This window comes from Geomonas sp. RF6, from assembly GCF_021044625.1.
GTDB lineage: Bacteria > Desulfobacterota > Desulfuromonadia > Geobacterales > Geobacteraceae > RF6.
In genome coordinates, this window is sequence record NZ_CP087999.1 from 1,861,216 (window position 1) to 1,876,743 (window position 15,528).

At 65.0% G+C, this 15,528-nt stretch carries 15 protein-coding genes and 1 riboswitch; of the genes, 3 read left to right on the forward strand and 12 right to left on the reverse strand.

Annotated features, from left to right (window positions below; all coding sequences use genetic code 11):
- Positions 1-15: 15 nt before the first annotated feature.
- Entirely contained in the window at positions 16-2,175 is a 2,160-nt protein-coding gene (locus LPW11_RS07990; RefSeq protein WP_230997595.1) for an amylo-alpha-1,6-glucosidase, read from the forward strand.
- 111 nt (positions 2,176-2,286) lie between these two features.
- Here the strand turns inward: LPW11_RS07990 and LPW11_RS07995 are convergent, their stop codons facing one another.
- Both LPW11_RS07995 and LPW11_RS08000 read right to left on the reverse strand, forming a co-directional pair.
- Positions 2,287-2,697 carry a hypothetical protein gene (locus LPW11_RS07995; protein ID WP_230997596.1) on the reverse strand — a complete coding sequence of 137 codons (411 nt, stop codon included), beginning with the start codon at positions 2,695-2,697 and terminating at the stop codon, positions 2,287-2,289.
- A gap of 84 nt (positions 2,698-2,781) precedes the next feature.
- Positions 2,782-4,011: an amylo-alpha-1,6-glucosidase gene (locus LPW11_RS08000; protein WP_230997597.1), complete on the reverse strand. Its 1,230-nt coding sequence runs from the start codon at positions 4,009-4,011 to the stop codon at positions 2,782-2,784.
- A 65-nt stretch (positions 4,012-4,076) separates the two neighbouring features.
- Here LPW11_RS08000 and LPW11_RS08005 point away from each other — a divergent pair, with 65 nt between their 5' ends.
- Positions 4,077-4,469, forward strand: a complete 393-nt coding sequence (locus tag LPW11_RS08005; RefSeq protein ID WP_230997598.1) for an FKBP-type peptidyl-prolyl cis-trans isomerase — start codon at positions 4,077-4,079, stop codon at positions 4,467-4,469.
- A 66-nt stretch (positions 4,470-4,535) separates the two neighbouring features.
- A riboswitch (cyclic di-GMP riboswitch) is annotated at positions 4,536-4,621 on the forward strand.
- 76 nt (positions 4,622-4,697) lie between these two features.
- Positions 4,698-5,201: a hypothetical protein gene (locus LPW11_RS08010; RefSeq protein WP_230997599.1), complete on the forward strand. Its 504-nt coding sequence runs from the start codon at positions 4,698-4,700 to the stop codon at positions 5,199-5,201.
- A 14-nt stretch (positions 5,202-5,215) separates the two neighbouring features.
- Here LPW11_RS08010 and LPW11_RS08015 read toward each other — a convergent pair whose 3' ends face one another.
- The 10 genes from LPW11_RS08015 to LPW11_RS08060 are packed head-to-tail and all read right to left on the reverse strand — an operon-like array spanning position 5,216 to position 15,514.
- A complete protein-coding gene (locus tag LPW11_RS08015; RefSeq protein ID WP_230997600.1) occupies positions 5,216-8,653 on the reverse strand; it encodes an ATP-dependent DNA ligase in 3,438 nt (1,145 codons plus the stop codon).
- A 1-nt stretch (position 8,654) separates the two neighbouring features.
- On the reverse strand, positions 8,655-8,999 hold the full coding sequence (locus tag LPW11_RS08020) for a sodium:proton antiporter (RefSeq protein ID WP_230997601.1): 345 nt from the start codon (positions 8,997-8,999) through the stop codon (positions 8,655-8,657).
- The gene (locus LPW11_RS08025; protein WP_230997602.1) at positions 8,996-9,757 is read right to left on the reverse strand and encodes an MnhB domain-containing protein; all 762 of its coding nucleotides are present in this window, start codon (positions 9,755-9,757) and stop codon (positions 8,996-8,998) included. The genes LPW11_RS08020 and LPW11_RS08025 overlap by 4 nt, the downstream gene beginning before the upstream one ends.
- Positions 9,754-9,996 carry a DUF4040 domain-containing protein gene (locus LPW11_RS08030; RefSeq protein ID WP_230997603.1) on the reverse strand — a complete coding sequence of 81 codons (243 nt, stop codon included), beginning with the start codon at positions 9,994-9,996 and terminating at the stop codon, positions 9,754-9,756. Before LPW11_RS08030 ends, LPW11_RS08025 begins: the two co-directional genes overlap by 4 nt.
- 11 nt (positions 9,997-10,007) lie before the next feature.
- A complete protein-coding gene (locus LPW11_RS08035; protein ID WP_230997604.1) occupies positions 10,008-10,343 on the reverse strand; it encodes a cation:proton antiporter in 336 nt (111 codons plus the stop codon).
- Positions 10,340-10,591, reverse strand: a complete 252-nt coding sequence (locus LPW11_RS08040) for an MrpF/PhaF family protein (protein ID WP_230997605.1) — start codon at positions 10,589-10,591, stop codon at positions 10,340-10,342. The genes LPW11_RS08035 and LPW11_RS08040 overlap by 4 nt, the downstream gene beginning before the upstream one ends.
- Positions 10,588-11,085, reverse strand: coding sequence for a hypothetical protein (locus tag LPW11_RS08045; RefSeq protein WP_230997606.1), 498 nt, complete (start codon positions 11,083-11,085; stop codon positions 10,588-10,590). Before LPW11_RS08045 ends, LPW11_RS08040 begins: the two co-directional genes overlap by 4 nt.
- A gap of 19 nt (positions 11,086-11,104) precedes the next feature.
- Positions 11,105-12,139 (reverse strand): SDR family oxidoreductase, encoded by a 1,035-nt coding sequence (locus LPW11_RS08050; protein ID WP_230997607.1) that lies wholly within the window; start codon positions 12,137-12,139, stop codon positions 11,105-11,107.
- Positions 12,136-12,600, reverse strand: coding sequence for a DUF2231 domain-containing protein (locus LPW11_RS08055; protein WP_230997608.1), 465 nt, complete (start codon positions 12,598-12,600; stop codon positions 12,136-12,138). Before LPW11_RS08055 ends, LPW11_RS08050 begins: the two co-directional genes overlap by 4 nt.
- On the reverse strand, positions 12,593-15,514 hold the full coding sequence (locus LPW11_RS08060) for an FAD-binding and (Fe-S)-binding domain-containing protein (protein ID WP_230997609.1): 2,922 nt from the start codon (positions 15,512-15,514) through the stop codon (positions 12,593-12,595). Before LPW11_RS08060 ends, LPW11_RS08055 begins: the two co-directional genes overlap by 8 nt.
- Positions 15,515-15,528: the final 14 nt, after the last annotated feature.

The window sequence follows — 15,528 nt, forward strand, 5'->3', positions numbered from 1 at the left end:
CGCGCGGAGGGTACTGTGACCGACGTGACTCAGACAGACGACTATCGCATTCAGGCGACTTCCGACCGTGCGGCGGAGTGCACCCGGGTACTGAAGGAAGGGGAGACCTTTGCCATCTTCGATTGCCATGGCGACATCCAGCCGATCGGCCTCGGCGAGCAGGGGATCTTCCACGAGGGGACCCGCTTCCTCTCCAAGATGGAGCTGCGCTTCGCCGGTGAGCGCCCCCTGCAGCTCGGCTCCACGGTGAACAAGCAGAACGAGTTTCTGGCGGTCGATCTGATGAACCCTGACTTTTACGCCGGGGACCGGCAGATTCCCCGGGACTCCCTGCACATATACCGCTCCAAGTTCATCTGGAAGGGGTGCTGCTTCGAGCAGCTGCGCTTCACCAACTTCAGCCTCGACCCGCTGGAGATCCCTTTCACCTTCCACTTCGCCGCCGACTTCGCCGACATCTTCGAGGTGCGCGGCAACCACCGGAAAGAGCGTGGCAGTTATCGCCCCGCCGAGGTTTCCGACGACACAGTTCTTCTCTCCTACGGCGGGCTCGACGGCGTCATGCGTTCCACGAAGATAAACTTCAAGCCCGCACCGAAGCGGCTGAAAAACAGCGAGGCGCACTACCAGATCGCGCTGCAACCGAAGGAATCCCTTACCCTCAGCCTGACCGTCACCTGCCACCGCCACGGCGGCGCAGTCTTCAGCGGCGGCTATGAGGAGGCGCTGGAAGAGGCACGCGCAGGGAGCAGGAAGCTCAGAAGCGACTACTGCGAGATCTCCACCGACAACGATCACTTCAATCTCCTCCTGGAACGCTCCCAGGCCGACCTGATCATGATGACGAGCTGCACGGAACAAGGGCTCTATCCTTACGCCGGGGTCCCCTGGTTCAGCACCACCTTCGGCAGGGACGGGATCATAACAGCCCTGGAGATGCTCTGGGTCAATCCGGAGATAGCCCGCGGCGTCCTCTCCTTCCTCGCCTCCACCCAGGCCGAACGCCTCGATCCGGAAAATGACGAGGAGCCGGGGAAGATCGTCCACGAGACGCGCATGGGAGAGATGGCGGCCCTTCGGGAGATACCGTTCGGGCGCTATTACGGCAGCGTCGATTCCACCCCCCTCTTCATCATCCTCGCTGAAGCGTATTTCAAGTGCACCGGTGACCGGGAGTTCGTCTCCACGATCTGGAACAACGTCTTGCGCGCGCTCGACTGGATCGACCTCTATGGCGATGCCGACGGTGACGGCTTCGTGGAGTACGCAAAGCACTCGCACCAGGGGCTGGTGCAGCAGGGGTGGAAGGATTCGAACGACTCCGTCTTCCACTCCGATGGCACCCTCGCGGACGCACCGATAGCACTGTGCGAGGTGCAGGGGTACGTGTACGCGGCACGGGTGGCGGCGGCAGTCCTTGCCGAGGCTCTCGGCGAAGGGGGGCGGGGGACGCAGCTTCGTGAAGAGGCGGATGCGTTGCGCCGCAAATTCTGCGAGGCGTTCTGGTGCGACGACATCTCCTCCTACGCCCTCGCCCTCGACGGCGCAAAGCGCCCCTGCCGGGTACGATCCTCCAACGTCGGGCACTGCCTCATGTCGCGGATTGCGGCCCCCGAACATGCCGATCTCATCGCCGCGCAGCTTACCTCCGACATCTTCTTCACCGGCTGGGGGGTGCGCACCATCGCCACCACGGAAAAGCGCTACAACCCCATGTCGTACCACAACGGGTCGATCTGGCCCCACGACAACGCCCTCATCGCCATGGGGCTCGCGCAGTACGGCTTCCGCGAGGCTGCGATGACTGTTTTCGAGGGGATCTTCGACGCTTCTCTGGCGATGGACCTCCACCGGCTCCCGGAGCTTTTCTGCGGCTTCAAGCGGCGGGAGGACTTCTCGCCGATCCTCTACCCGGTCGCCTGCGCACCGCAGGCGTGGGCGGCAGCGTCTGTCTATTTTCTCCTGCAGGGGTGCATGGGGCTTACCGTCGACGGCGAGAAACACCAGGTGCGTTTCGCCCATCCGGTGCTCCCGTCATTTTTGAACGAGGTGCGCATCAGGAGGCTCAGGGTGGGAGACTCCACCCTCGACGCAGTGCTGAAGCGCTATAACGGCGACATCGCGGTGAACATCCTGCGCAAGGAGGGACCTGTCGAGGTGATTATCGTAAAGTAGCTGAAAAGGAAGGTCCAGGAGGGGAACGTACAGCAACAAAAGAAGGAAGGTGCAACGAAAAAGCCTCGGTATCCCGGGGCTTTTCTGTTACCGGCACTGTGGCAGCGCCTGCTATTTAGCCTCGATCGGCTTGGTGGTAAGAACCACCTGCGAGCTCGGCGTCTGCGCCGTACCGTAGTCCTCTGCCGTCACCACCAGCCGGAAGACCTTCAGGGGGGTGATCCCGGTGAGCTTGCCGTTGCGATCCTCGTCGATCTTCAACTGCCCGAGGTTGTACATCTGCTTGTCCGGTGTCTCCACCCAGACGACATATGTGTTTTTCGGCGGTTGCAGATTCTGCGGAGGGGCCACATGGTTGAGAACGAGGCGAACGCGGGTGTTCCCGTTGTCGTCGAGCGAAGTCTGTGCCTCTCCCAAAGCGGCCGGGAGCGCCGTGGAGGACTGCACCTCCGTCTTGTGGGCGCAGCCGGAGACCCCGGCGAAGAGAAAAACTGCTGCCGCTAAAAGCGCTTTCCGCTTCATCTTTTTCTCCTTTTATTTCAGACAATTACCCGTACATCCTCTTTCAGTTTAAAGCCGCGCCGATGGGGTGTCAAGGAACCGCCCCTACAGGAAGTACCTCACCTTGTGCAGCAGCGCGTGGTAGGCCATGATGAAGAGCGCGGCGTTCCACGACTGCCCCGGCATCCCCATCGGCTCTCCGCTCTCTCCGTGGAACCACTCGTTGAACTCCCAGTCGTTCACCCGGTTTGCCAGCGCGAGCTTTTCCAGTTCGAGCCTCGCCTCCTTTTCCATCCCCATCCGCCCAAGGAGCATGACCCAGAAGCCACCGACGAAAGGCCAGATGCCGCCGTTGTGGTACTGCCACGGGAGGTTCTGGCAGTGCCGCTGCATGTAGCGGCGCCACATCGGGCTTTGCCGCGAGATCGGCTCCCCCACCACCCTGATGGGGTACGGCAGGCTCGCCTGCATGGAGACAATCGCCCGTACCGTGCGGCACGCGGCGGAAGGGTCGGCAAGGCCCGTGAGGTGGGCCAGGAGGTTCCCGAAGATGTCCACCTCGTCCCCCCACTGGGAGAAATTGACGAAGCTGAGATAGAACGGGGTCGGCCTGCTCTTGTTGCGGATGTAGTGCATGAGGAGCCGCGCCCGGCGCTGGCCTGGAACGACATTCCCGAAGGGCCAGAAGAGGAGGTTTCCCCACTCACGGGTGTCGCGGGTGCCAGGAAGGTCGTAGAGTCGTTTGGTCCAGTACCACAGCGCGTTCGTGTACAGGACGAAGCCGGAGCGGGGCATGATGTCCGCCCAGTCGCTCGCCTCGTTTTGCTGCAGCAGGTACCACACCTGATGCTCCTGACACTGCAGCCAGCGCAGCGCCAGCGTGATGCGGGGAGCGAGTTCGATAGCGAGGCGGCCGTCGGGGTGGAAGCGGTCCAGGAGAGAGATCGCAATCAGCCACCAGAGGGTGGCATCGATGCACCCGGCATACCAGAAATCCACCTCGCCTATCTCCGGCTTCACGTACTTGGGGATCTGCCCGTTCGGCGCCTGGTGCCGCCCGAGTGCGAGAAGTCCGTCGCGGGCGGCGTCGGCGAGCTCCCCGTCCCCGGAGACCGCCATCCCGATCGCGCAGATGGAGGCATCCCTGCCGAAGATGCTGGCGTAGTGCCTCCCGAGGGCCCTGCTGCTCCGGCTGGAGGCGAGGACCCCGTCGGGGGTGCTGTTTTGCCGCAGCAGCTCCACCGACTTCTCGTAACAGCTCTCCACGACTTCGCTGCGCACCACCCCTCCCATAAGTACCGGATTTACAACGCTAATGCATTCTTGACTGCCCACACCAATCCTCTATCCTTCTAGTATGACAGAATGTCCGGCAAAGCCAGGGGAAAGGAGGCAGCTGAATGGGATGTGAAAAAGGGAGTCCCGTCACCATAGGCTTCACCTGCAGGCTCGAGGACGGCACGCCGTTCGATCCGGGGGAGCACGGCAGGCTGAGGGTGGTCCCCGGAGAGCGGATGCTGCCCACGCTCGAGCAGGGGGTCGTGGGGATGGAGCCGGGCGAGCGCCGGGTGATTGCTGTTCCCGCCGGGGAGGTGAACGCTTTCCTGCGCAGCCGCACCGCTCCCCCCCCTCCGCAGCGCGACAGGCGCCCCGGGTTCGGCTACGACTTCGGCCCCGGTGACGGCGGCGACGTCCTTCTCACCATACCGCACCCTCCGGCGAAGCCCCCTCGGGAGGTACCCGCCGGCGCGGCGACCGTGCTTTTCGACGTCACGGTCCTGGCTGAAGAGTGACTCGCAAAAAATAGCAGAAATAGTGTTTACATCATCCGGGACGGCGATACAATAAGAGTCAGCCTGTTTCCGAAAAGGTAACTTGAAAGCAATTTCAAGGCACAAAGCTCGTGGATCTGTTACGCGAGTAACATGATAGCCCGGCTGCCGAAGAAACAGGCGACATCTCCGAGCCGCCCATCGCACCCCGATGGGCGGCTTTTTCGTTCGGGAAAGGGAGGTAGAGAAATGAGACGGAACAGGATGGGGAAGAGGCTCTGCTGCGCGGCCGTGGCGGGAGTCGCCGCCTCTTTCCTCATACAGATGATGCAGACGGCGGGTCAGAAGCTCGCACCTTCGCAGATGCCGCCGATCAGGCAGCACCCGGGAGAATACATGGTGGAGAAGGCGCAGGCGCTCCTTCCCGAGAAGGCTGCGGGGAAACTTTCGGCGGGGGCGAAGGAGCGTGTATCACAGCTTCTTGGCCTCGGCTACGGTACGACCTTCACGATTCTGTACGCCCTCATGCGGCGACGGGTGAAAAGGGTGAACGTACCGCTCGACGGCACCATCCTCGGGCTGGTGACGTGGGGGGCGGGGTATCTCGGCTGGCTCCCGGCGACAGGGCTCATGCCACCGATTACGAAGCAAAGGGCGCCGCAGGTTGCGGGAGCGGTGGTGAGCCACCTCGTCTTCGGCATCGCCGCGGTACAGATGAACCGCGCGCTGCACAGGACCTTCGGCAGGCGCTGAAGAGGCACCTCTTGCTATCCCCTCCCCTCCCGGGTGCCCCCCTTCGCCTGCTCCTCGTACAGCTCGCGCACCGTGCCCACTGTATCCGCCTCGAGAGGGGACTTGTCCGGCCGATAACGCTTCACCCGCGCAAAGCGCAGGGCGAATCCCCCGGGGTAGCGGGGGCTCGCCTGGATGTCGCTGAAGGCGACCTCCACCAGGAGCTCGGGACGGACGTACACGGTCCAGCTGTCGCGGTAATCCTCCAGCTCGAGCAGGTGCTTTGTCTGCCAGGCGAGCATGGCGTCGGTCATCCCCTTGAAGGTCTTGCCGAGCATGACAAAGCCCCCCGCGGGGTCGCGCGCCCCGAGGTGCAGGTTGCTCAGGAAACCGCTCCGGCGCCCGTGCCCCCACTCCGCCGCCAGGACGACCAGGTCGAGCGTCTGCACCGGCTTCACCTTCAGCCATCCCGCCCCCCTGCGCCCCGCCTCGTACGGCGAATCGAGAGCCTTCGCCATCACCCCCTCATGCCCGCGCTCCAGGAGATCGGAGAGAAAACGCTCTGCCTCCCCCAGCTCCCCCGTCACGAGACGCGGGATCACCACTTCCCCCGGGAGTGCCTCTCGAAGGAGTGAAAAGCGCTCCTCCTCCGGGCGGTCTATCAGGCTTTCGCCGTCGAGATAGAGGCAGTCGAAAAAGAAGGGGGAGAGGGGGTGGAGCTTTTGCGCCCCCTCCGTCTCCAGCTTTCGCCCGAAGCGCCGCATCGTCGTCTGGAAGGGGTACGGCGACCCGTCCCGGTGCAGGACGAGGACCTCGCCGTCCAGGATGAGCGAGCGGGGGGGGAATCGCCGCGCCGATTCGACCAGCTCCGGGACCGCAGCAGTCACCTCGTTCAGGTTACGGCTGTAGATGCGGATTTCTTCCCCTTCCTTGTGCAGCTGAATCCTCGCCCCGTCGAGCTTCCATTCAAAGGATGCCTTCCCGAGCCGCCCGAGGGCATCGGCGAGGTCGGCGGCAGGCTGGGCGAGCATCGGAGAGACCGGCGTGAAGAGCGTGATGTCGAAGCGGGCGAGCCCGCCCCTCCCTTCGCGCAGTGCTGCTGCGGCGACGGTGGCAAGGTCCCCGGCGAACATGGCGGCCCGGCGCAGAAGCGCTGGCGGGACATCCGCCGCTTTGGCCACCGCCTCTGCCATGATCCCCTCCAGCGCCCCCTGACGCAGCTCCCCGACGACCAGGCGGGCCAGGAAATCCTGCTCCTCCCCCGTGGCACGACGAAGGAGTGCCTGGAGGATCTCGGCCCGGCGCGCAGCGGATCCTGAGCCGACGGTGGCGGCGACGCGGCTGAAGACGGAATCGACCTCCAGAAGGGTGAGGGTCGGGAGGTGAGCGGGGGGGACACGCGCCGCGAAGACTCTGGCAAAGCCGACCCCGATGCGCCCCTGGCGCAACATCCCCGAGAGGTAGCTGATCCCTGCGGCGACTTCCTCCGGGGCGAATCTGGCGATGCAGCCGGAGAGGAGCGCGATCTTTGCGAGGCGACTGGCGGTGCGGGAGAGTTCTTTCGAGGTGGTGACGACTTCGTGCAGAAGCATGGCTTTCTCACACTGGGGGGCTACTGCAATGATAGCGTCACGGCAGGCTGCTGCAAAGGGAGGGTTAACGCGCGCCACAGCCAGCGAGAGCAGGATCGCGGCGCCGATCATGAACCACGTCATGTAGTCGCCGATGTAGCCGCTGTGAATCCGCCGCAGGAGCCGCGCCACCGGCATGAGCACCCTCTGTGCCCCCTTTTTCAGGGGCGCCGCGCACGGGATACCGAAAAGGGCTGCGGCCGCGAGTATTGCAGCGAGTGAAGCACCCGCTATTCCGGTGGCGAATTCGGGGGAGATCGTCCCCTGCGGCGGAATCGGGCGGATCGTTCCGGTCCGAAGGACCGCGGCGCGGTATCCGGCCGTGTCGCTGAGATGCCACGCTGCCGCGCCGGCGAGGCGGCTTGCACCGGGGACCACGCCGGCCGCCAGGGCGCAAAGGACGAGAAGAAGGAGGGGGACCCACATCGTCGCCGGCGTCCTCTTCTCCTTGCCGAGCACCTCCGGGAGTTCCGAGTCTCCCGTCGAGGGGGCGGAGGCGGAGAGGAAGTCCGCGGAGCCGAGTCCGTAGAAGACGCTGCCGCCGCTGCGCAGAACCGCGGCGCCGGTCAGGGCGGCGCACCCGGTGAAAAGGGGTGAGACGAAGCTCCATCCGTACGATGCGGCGGCCGATCCTATGGCCGATTCACCGGCAGACCCGGCAAAGGGGGGGAGCCCGGCCAGGGCGAGGCCGCAGACGAGGTAGAGGAGCGGTACAACAGGGGCTGCACGTCCGCATTTGCCGCGCAGCGTCTCCTCGTCTACCGAGCCGCAGTGGTACAGGACGATCCCGGTCCCGATGAAAAGCGCGCCCTTGACGCAGCCGTGCCCGATGACATAAAGAAGGGTTCCGGCAAGGGCGGAGCGGTCGAGGAGGGCGATTCCCGCCAGCATGATCCCGGCGTGGCTGACGGTGGAATAGGCGAGGAGCCGCTTCATGTGGCGCTGCAGGAATGCGAGGGAGGCGCCGACGACCGCGGTGGCGATCCCCATGGAGAGGAAGAGCGTGCGCAGGAGATCGGTAGGTGCCGAGTCGCTGAAGGCTGCCCAGTAGATCCGCGCCACCGCGTAGAGGCCGAGTTCTACCATGACCCCGGAGAAGAGGACCGACGCGGGGGTGGGGGCGACCGCATGTGCATCGGGGAGCCAGAAGTGGAAGGGGACGATCGCCCCCTTCACCAGGAAGCCGGTCGCCAGCAGCATGAAGGCGACCAGCACCGTCGTGTCGGCGCCGTGGAGAGCAACGGAGCTCCCGATGAGTGCGAGGTTCAGGGCGCCGGTCCTCGCGTAGAGGATCCCGATCCCCATGAGGACGAGGAAGGCGCCGATGCTGTTCATGACGGCGAAGTTCAGCGCCCCCTCCAGGGGGCCGGTGTCCTCTATCTTGTATCCGGTCAGGGCGTAGGCGACGACACCCATGAGCTCGAAAAAGACGAACATGTTGAAAAGGTCGCCGGTGAGGCAGAAACCCTCCATGGAGGCGAGGAAGAGGAGCATGAGGGTGTGGTAGAAGGTCCCGATGATCTTGAAATAGTGCCAGGAGAAGAGAAGCCCCATGACGGTCAGAAAGGCGGCGAATGAGGCGAGCCCTGCGCCGGCAGGATCTATGACAAAGGCGATCCCGACGGTGAAGCCGTGCACGGGGGTCCACCCCCCGAACCAGTAGACGAGGGTCCGCTGCAGGGAGGCATGAAGGAGAAAGAGGTCGAGGGCAAAAACCGCCAGCGCCACCCCTATCGCCAGGAGATCGAGGAGCCGGTGCTTTGCCGGCGTCTTCTCGAGGACGACGATCAGTGCCGCCATGATGAGCGGGATTATTACCGGGAGGGGAGCGGCGCTTTCCACGTCACCCTCTCATCGGCGTCTCGCGCCGCGGGTCGAGCGTTCCCCCCTTCTTGTGGGCCTGGAGCGCGCAGATGAGGATGAGCGCGGAGACGGTAGCCCCCACCACGATATCGGTGAGGGCGAGGGACTGGACGACCGGGTCGACGAGGGGAGCCCCGGACGGGAGCTTGTCCACGATCGGCGCGGTCCCCCCCTTCCGGTACCCGATGGAGAGGAGAAGGACGTAGGTGGAGGACTGCGCCACGAAGAGGCAGCTCACCAGGTGAATGGTGTTCCTGCTGGTGGCGACACCGTAGAGCCCCACCAGGAAGAGCCAGACCGTCACGGCAAATGGCAGCAGAGTCATTTTTTCCCCTCCTTGCGGATCAGGAGCACCTGCTTCAGGAAAGCGTGGACGAGAAGGAGGAAGCCGGCACCAACCTCGATTCCGACGGCGATGTTGAAGAGGGGGAGCATCCCCGAGGAGAGGAGCTCACCCTTTTCCCCGAACGGGAGGATGTTTTTCATGCACGGCTCGCCGAGAAGGAGGGGAATGGCCGCCAGGAGTGCGAAGGCGGCAGCTCCGGCCGATTCTGTGAGCTCGACCGGGTGTTCCTTCACAAAGGACGCAAGGTCCTCGAATTCGCCGCTGAGGTACACGAAATAGAAGGCGCTGGCGAGAAGTACTCCACCCTGGAATCCCCCTCCGGGGGAGAGATGTCCGTGCAGGACGACGTAGATGCCCAAAAGGAGAGTGAAGGGGAACATGATGAGTCCCGACACTCGGCACGCCGGGCCGATCCGCGCTGCGGGGTGTCCCGGCGCCTGGTCGTGCGCCCCCCTCTCCTTTTCCGATGGCTGGCGGCGCATCAGGAGGAGTGCGCCTGCAACGGCGGCGAAGAGGATGAATTCCTCGCCAAGGGTGTCGAAGCCGCGGTAATCGAAGGTCACCGCCGCCACCCCCTGCTGCGTGTGGCGCAACTCCCCCATGGTCTGCAGCACCACGTCCCCATAGGGCCCGCGGTAATCCCCGAAGGGGGGGATGCCGGCCAGGGCATCCAGGAGCCCCCAGCCGAAGGCGGCCGCGGCGGCGAGAAAGAGAATTACCCGGAGCCGGCCGCTCATTCCGCACCCCCGGAGGATGTCTTCGCCACCGTCAGCATCACCATGAGAGGATAGGCAACCGCCCCCACCACGAGCTCCGACAGGGCTACGTCGGGTGCCTGCAGCGCCAGAAAGAGAACGGTCAGCAGGAGCCCGTAGAGGCTCGCCACCATAGACTGCCTCAGCGGGTCACGCGTTGCCACGACCGCGGTCCCCCCCGCGGCGACCAGGATAAAGCTGACAAGCTGTACCACATCCATAAGAGCCCTCCCTACCCCTCCCCCTCCGTTTCCCTCATCTTTCCCTGCCTTATGCGGGCCTCCCTCAGGTAATGGGCACGCGCCGCGGCATAGGTGAGGACGGGGTTGCTGGCCAGCATGATGACGAGGACGAGCAGCGTCTTGAACGCCGCGGTACCAATCCCTTCCTGCAGCAGGACGGCGCCGGCAACGGCTGCGGTGCCGAGGACCGCTACAGGGGCAAGGTAGTGGATCTTCGTGTAGAAATCCTTCATCACCAGAATGCCGAGGGCGCACAGTACGCCGACGACGGCGGTGAAGCCGAGGAGGACGAGACAGAGGGTGCTCGGGTTCCCGGGCGCACTCATAGCCAGCGCTCGAGAAACCGGATGTACACGAGGGCCGAGGCGAAGGAGAGGATGGCAAGGATGATGGCGAGGTCGAAGTAGTTTTCCCTGCCGTACCCCTCCGCCAGGAGGATGAGGACGATGACCGAGAGGAGCTGCGCCATCTGCAGGGCCGCGAAGCGCTCCATGAGCCTGCCCCTCAGGCAGACCCAGCCGCAGGGGAGAATGGCCAGGAGAAGGACGGCGGCGGTAAGGAGCCAGGGATTCATGGGAGCTCCAGGAAAAGGCGGTCTACCTTCGAGATCTCCTTTCCCACCAGCTGCCGGACGAGCGCGGTGTCGCGCTCGCGGTCTTCCAGGAGCAGGTAGCTGTTGGGAGTGACGCATACCCCGAAGGTCATGAAGGCGCGACGTGCGGCGTCGTGGTAGTCTCTCGGCGGTGGAAAGGGATGCTCCAGGAGGACCCCCTCTACCTCCTCTCCCCGCAGGCGTCGCAGGAGGGGGAAGAGGAGGAGCCAGGATTCCTCCAGCATCGCCCACGGGATACGCAGCAAAAGGAGAAGCCAGGAGGGCTTCAGCCGCAGGGGGGTCTTGAAGGGGTGCTTCAGATGCAGCACGAGGAAGATGAGAAAGGACGAAGCGGCGGCCGCAGCTACGATTTCCTCGGGACTTTTGCTCCCGGCAAGGAGGAGGTAGCAGCCGGAAAAGCATACCCAGGAGAGGGCAATCGCAAGCAGCCTTCCATAACCGTTCCCGTATGCCATCGCCCCTCCTCACTCTTTCTCAGCGGAAAATTCTGAACCTGCGTCGCTTCTTCCTGCGGCACCTGGCGAGAGAGAGGAGGAGCCCGGCGCTCCCCGCGGCGGCCAGGGCCAGTTGCCATTTGTGCTCCGCCATCCACACTTCGGGGCTGCCCTCCTGCGCCCTCTCATCGAAGGTGCCCCGAGCTCCGAAGGGGCCGGGAACAGTTTCCCACAGGTTGTTCGGCCGATCCGGTACCTCCGGCTCATCGGTCTGTTGCGCCGCATACCCCTTGCGGGCCAGGTAACGGTCGAGGAGTCCGGGGAAAAGACGGTTTCCGAGGAACGACTCCACCGTCGGCACCCCGACCCAGAGCTCACGCCTCCTGTGGTGCGCCGCCCAGACGATGGCGCGCGCCGCCACCTCCGGCTGATAGATCGGAGGGACCGGCTGCGCCTTGAAGGGGAGGCGCGACTTCACCCAAGCGAACTGCGGGGTGTTCATGGCGGGAAGCTGCACCATGGTGAGGTGCACACCGGAGCAGCTGTGCAGGAGCTCGCAGCGGAGCGAGTCGGTGAAGCCGCGAATGGCGTGCTTTCCGCCGCAGTAGGCGGACTGAAGCGGGATGCTCCGGTCCGCCAGCGCGGAGCCGACCTGGACAATCACCCCGCGGTCGCGCGGCATCATCCGCTTCAGCGCCGACCAGGTGCCGTACACCGTCCCGAGATACGTCACCTCAGTCACCCGCCGGAACTCCTCCGGGGTCATCTCGGTGAAGGGTGAGAAGACGGAAGTCATGGCGTTGTTCACCCAGATGTCGATCGGGCCGAAGGCCTCCTCCGTCTCCTGTGCTGCGCGCTCCACCTGCCCGGGATCGGCGACGTCGGTGACAACCACAAGACCTTCACCCCCGGCCGCCTCCACTTCCCGCCGCACCGACTCGAGACGCTCGCGGTCCCGCGCCAGAAGCGCCACCCGGGCGCCGGTGCGGCCGAAAGCGCAGGCGACGGCACGCCCGACGCCGGCCGAAGCACCCGTCACCACCACTGTCTCCTTCTTCCCCTCTTTCCTTTTCACTCCTTCCTCCCCTGTGCACCCTCGTCGACCGGATCGACCGCTACCCCGTGCACGTACACCATCTCCCCCCCGAGCCAGCCGGAAACGGCGAGGAGAAGGACCGCGAGGACCGAGAGTCCCAGCTCCAGCGGCCTGATGCTCCAGGAGCAGAATCGCCAGCGCCACCAGAGATTGACCGCGTACAGAGTGACAACGGTGAGATTGATGCACATGTGCCAGATCCCTATCCTCTTCGCACGCGAGGGGCGCATCCGGTACAGGTCCCACGCTCCGGGCAGGGCGGCGAGGAGCGCACCGGCGACCCCCCCCGCCATGGTGTAGAAGGCGCAGCTTTTCCAGACGCCGCTCCCGGTACGCAGCGTCATCACGTCGCAAAAGAGGGAAAAGAGCCACAACCCGATCGGGAGTGGTATCAGCATCGGGTGGAGCGGGTGCTTCTTTATGCTGGCGGCGCTAATCATTTTCGTCGCCCTGAGCCGCGCTCCTGAAGGCGAGGAGGAGGAGCTCGGCGCTGTGCAGTACCTGACGGCTGGTGCCTTCCATGATCTGGGTGCGGCAGCTGAAGCCGTCGGCGACGATATAGTCGGTGATGCTCGCCCTGCGCACCGCGGGGAAAAGGGCAAGCTCGGCGATCTTTTGAGAGATCTCGTACTTTCCGGACTCAAAGCCGAACGACCCAGCCATGCCGCAGCAGCTCTGCTGCGGCTCCTGTACCGTGAGCCCCATGTCGGTAAGGAGCCTTCGACCGGCCGCCCCGTCGAGGACCGCCTTCTGATGGCAGTGCGTCTGCAAGAGCGCATTTCCGGAGAGTTTCGGCGGCCGCAGCCCTTCCCGCAGCATGAACTCGCTCAGCACAAAGGTGAGGTCCGTTACCCGGCGCCCGTCCTGGTGCTGGGGGAGGAGCCCCGGGAGCTCGTCGCGAAAGGCCGCCGCGGTGCTCGGCTCCAGGATCACCACCGGGACCCCCTGGCGCACGAAAGGGCTCAGGAGCTCGACTGCGCGCAGCATCTCCCGCCTCGCCAGGTCGATCATGCCGTAGTCGATGGGGGGGCGCACCGCGGGGGGGGAGTGCGGCAGCAGGGTCACCGCGTAGCCGTAGCGCTCCAGGACCTCCAGGGCGGCCTTCAGCGTTTCGGGAAAGAAGGAGTCGTTGAATATGTCGGTGTAGAGGACGACGCGGCGGTTGCCGCGCGGCTCCCTCTTCGTGCGCCGGTACCAGGCGGTGAAGGTCTCCGCGGCGAAGAGGGGGATGGTGCGCTCCTGCGCGATCCCCCCTATCCCCTTCGCAACGGTGCTCAGCCCCGGGGTGCGAGAGAAGAAGTTCGCCATCCGCGGCATCCTCGCACCGATCCTCCCCCACCTCCCGATCAGCCCCATGGAGTACGCGGGGCGCGGGCGAAGGCGGGAGCGGTAATAGTGGGAGAGAAACTCGGCCTTGTAGGTCGCCACATCCACGTTCACCGGGCACTCCCCCTTGCACCCCTTGCAGGAGAGGCAGTACTCCAGCGCCTCCAGGACCTCTTTCGAGCGCCAGCCGTCCTTCAGGAAGTCGCCGCGGAACATCTCGAAAAGGAGGTGGGCCCGGCCGCGGGTGGTGTGCATCTCCTCCCTGGTGACTTGGAAGCTGGGGCACATGAAGGCGTCGTGCGTCCTGCGGCACTTCCCCACGCCGACGCACCGCAGGGTGGCGCGCGCGAAGCTCCCCTCATCATTGGGGAAGCGGAAGTGCGTCTCGGGCTGGATCGGATTGTATTCCACCCCGAGGCGCAGGTTCTCGTCCGGGCGGTACGGGTCGATGACCTTCCCGGGGTTCATCTTCCACTGGGGGTCCCAGAGGGTCTTGAACTGCCGGAAGGCCTCAATGAGCTCGTCGCCGTACATCTTGCGCAGGTAGATCGCCTTCGACTGCCCATCACCGTGCTCGGCGGAGAAGGAGCCGCCGTAGCGGACCACGAGATCGGTGGCCCTGTCGAGAAAGGAGGTGAAGTTCTTTACCCCTTGGGCGCTGAAGAGGTCGAAGGTGATGCGGCAGTGGATGCAGCCGTCCCCGAAGTGTCCGTAGAGGGCGGCGGTGAGGGAGTACTCGTCCAGGAGCTTGCGGAAGTCGCGCAGGTAGGCGCCGAGGTTGTGCGGCGGGACCGCGGCATCCTCCCACCCCGGCCAGCTCAGCGGCACCCCCGGCACATTGGCGGTGGCACCGAGTCCCGATTCCCGGATCTCCCAGATCCTCTTCTCCTCGTGCTCGGAGAGATACACCTTCATCGACGGGGGGCTCTTCACCTTGCGCAGCGCCTCCATGGCGCGCTTCGCGTTTTCGTTCGCCTCCTCCTTCGTGTCGCCGCCGAACTCCGCAAGGAGCCACCCCTTCCCTTCCGGAAGGAGCTCCAGGTTCTCCGGGTGCAGCCCCTTCTCCTTCACGAAGTGGGTCAGCATCTCATCGAGCCCCTCCAGTCCGATGGGGTCGCAGCGCAGGATGTCGTCGATGTGGTCGGCGGCGGAGTAGACGTCGGGGTAGCCGAGAAGGAGCACGGAGCGAGCGGGGGGGCTGTGCACGAGGCGCAGCTTCGCCTCCAGGATCGTCACGCACGTCCCTTCCGTTCCGACAAGCGCGTGCGCGACGTTGAAATTCCGCTCCGGGAGGAGCTCGTCCAGGTTGTACCCGGAGACGCGGCGCGGGATCTTCGGGTAGCGCTGCCGCACGAGATCACCGTACCGGTCGCGCAGGTCCCGCAACCCCCCGTAGATCTCGCCGCGCCGCCCACCGGCCGCGATGATCTCGCGGAGTTCCTCCTCCGAGGTCGGGCCGACGGTCATGCGGACGCCGTCGTAGGTCACCACGTCGAGCTCGAGGACGTTGTCCACCGTGCGACCCGCCATCACGGAATGCACCCCGCAGGAGTTGTTGCCGATCATGCCCCCCAAGGTGTTGTAGCTGTGGGTGGCGGGGTCGGGTCCGAAGGTGAGGTGGTAATTCTCGGCCTGGCTTCTGAGGTGATCGAGGATCGTCCCCGGCTCAACGCGAGCAAACTTCCGGTCCGGGTCGATCTCCAGGATCCGGTTCAGGTACTTCGAGTGGTCGATCACCACCGCCACGTTGCAGGTCTGGCCGCACAGCCCGGTCCCCCCGCCGCGGGAGACGACGGGAGCGCCATGACGGTGGCATACCTCCAGCGCTTTCACCACCGCGCCCGCATTCCTCGGGATCACCACCCCGATCGGCACCTGGCGGTAGTTGGAGGCGTCGGTGGCGTAGAGCGCCCGGCTCCCGGCGTCGAAGCGAACCTCGGCGTCGACCTGATATTTCAGGTCCGCCTCCAGGGCGCCGGGGTTCAACGACGTGTGCACGAACTCCTCGTGCTGACGAGGATCTGGCATTGACCTTCTCCTCC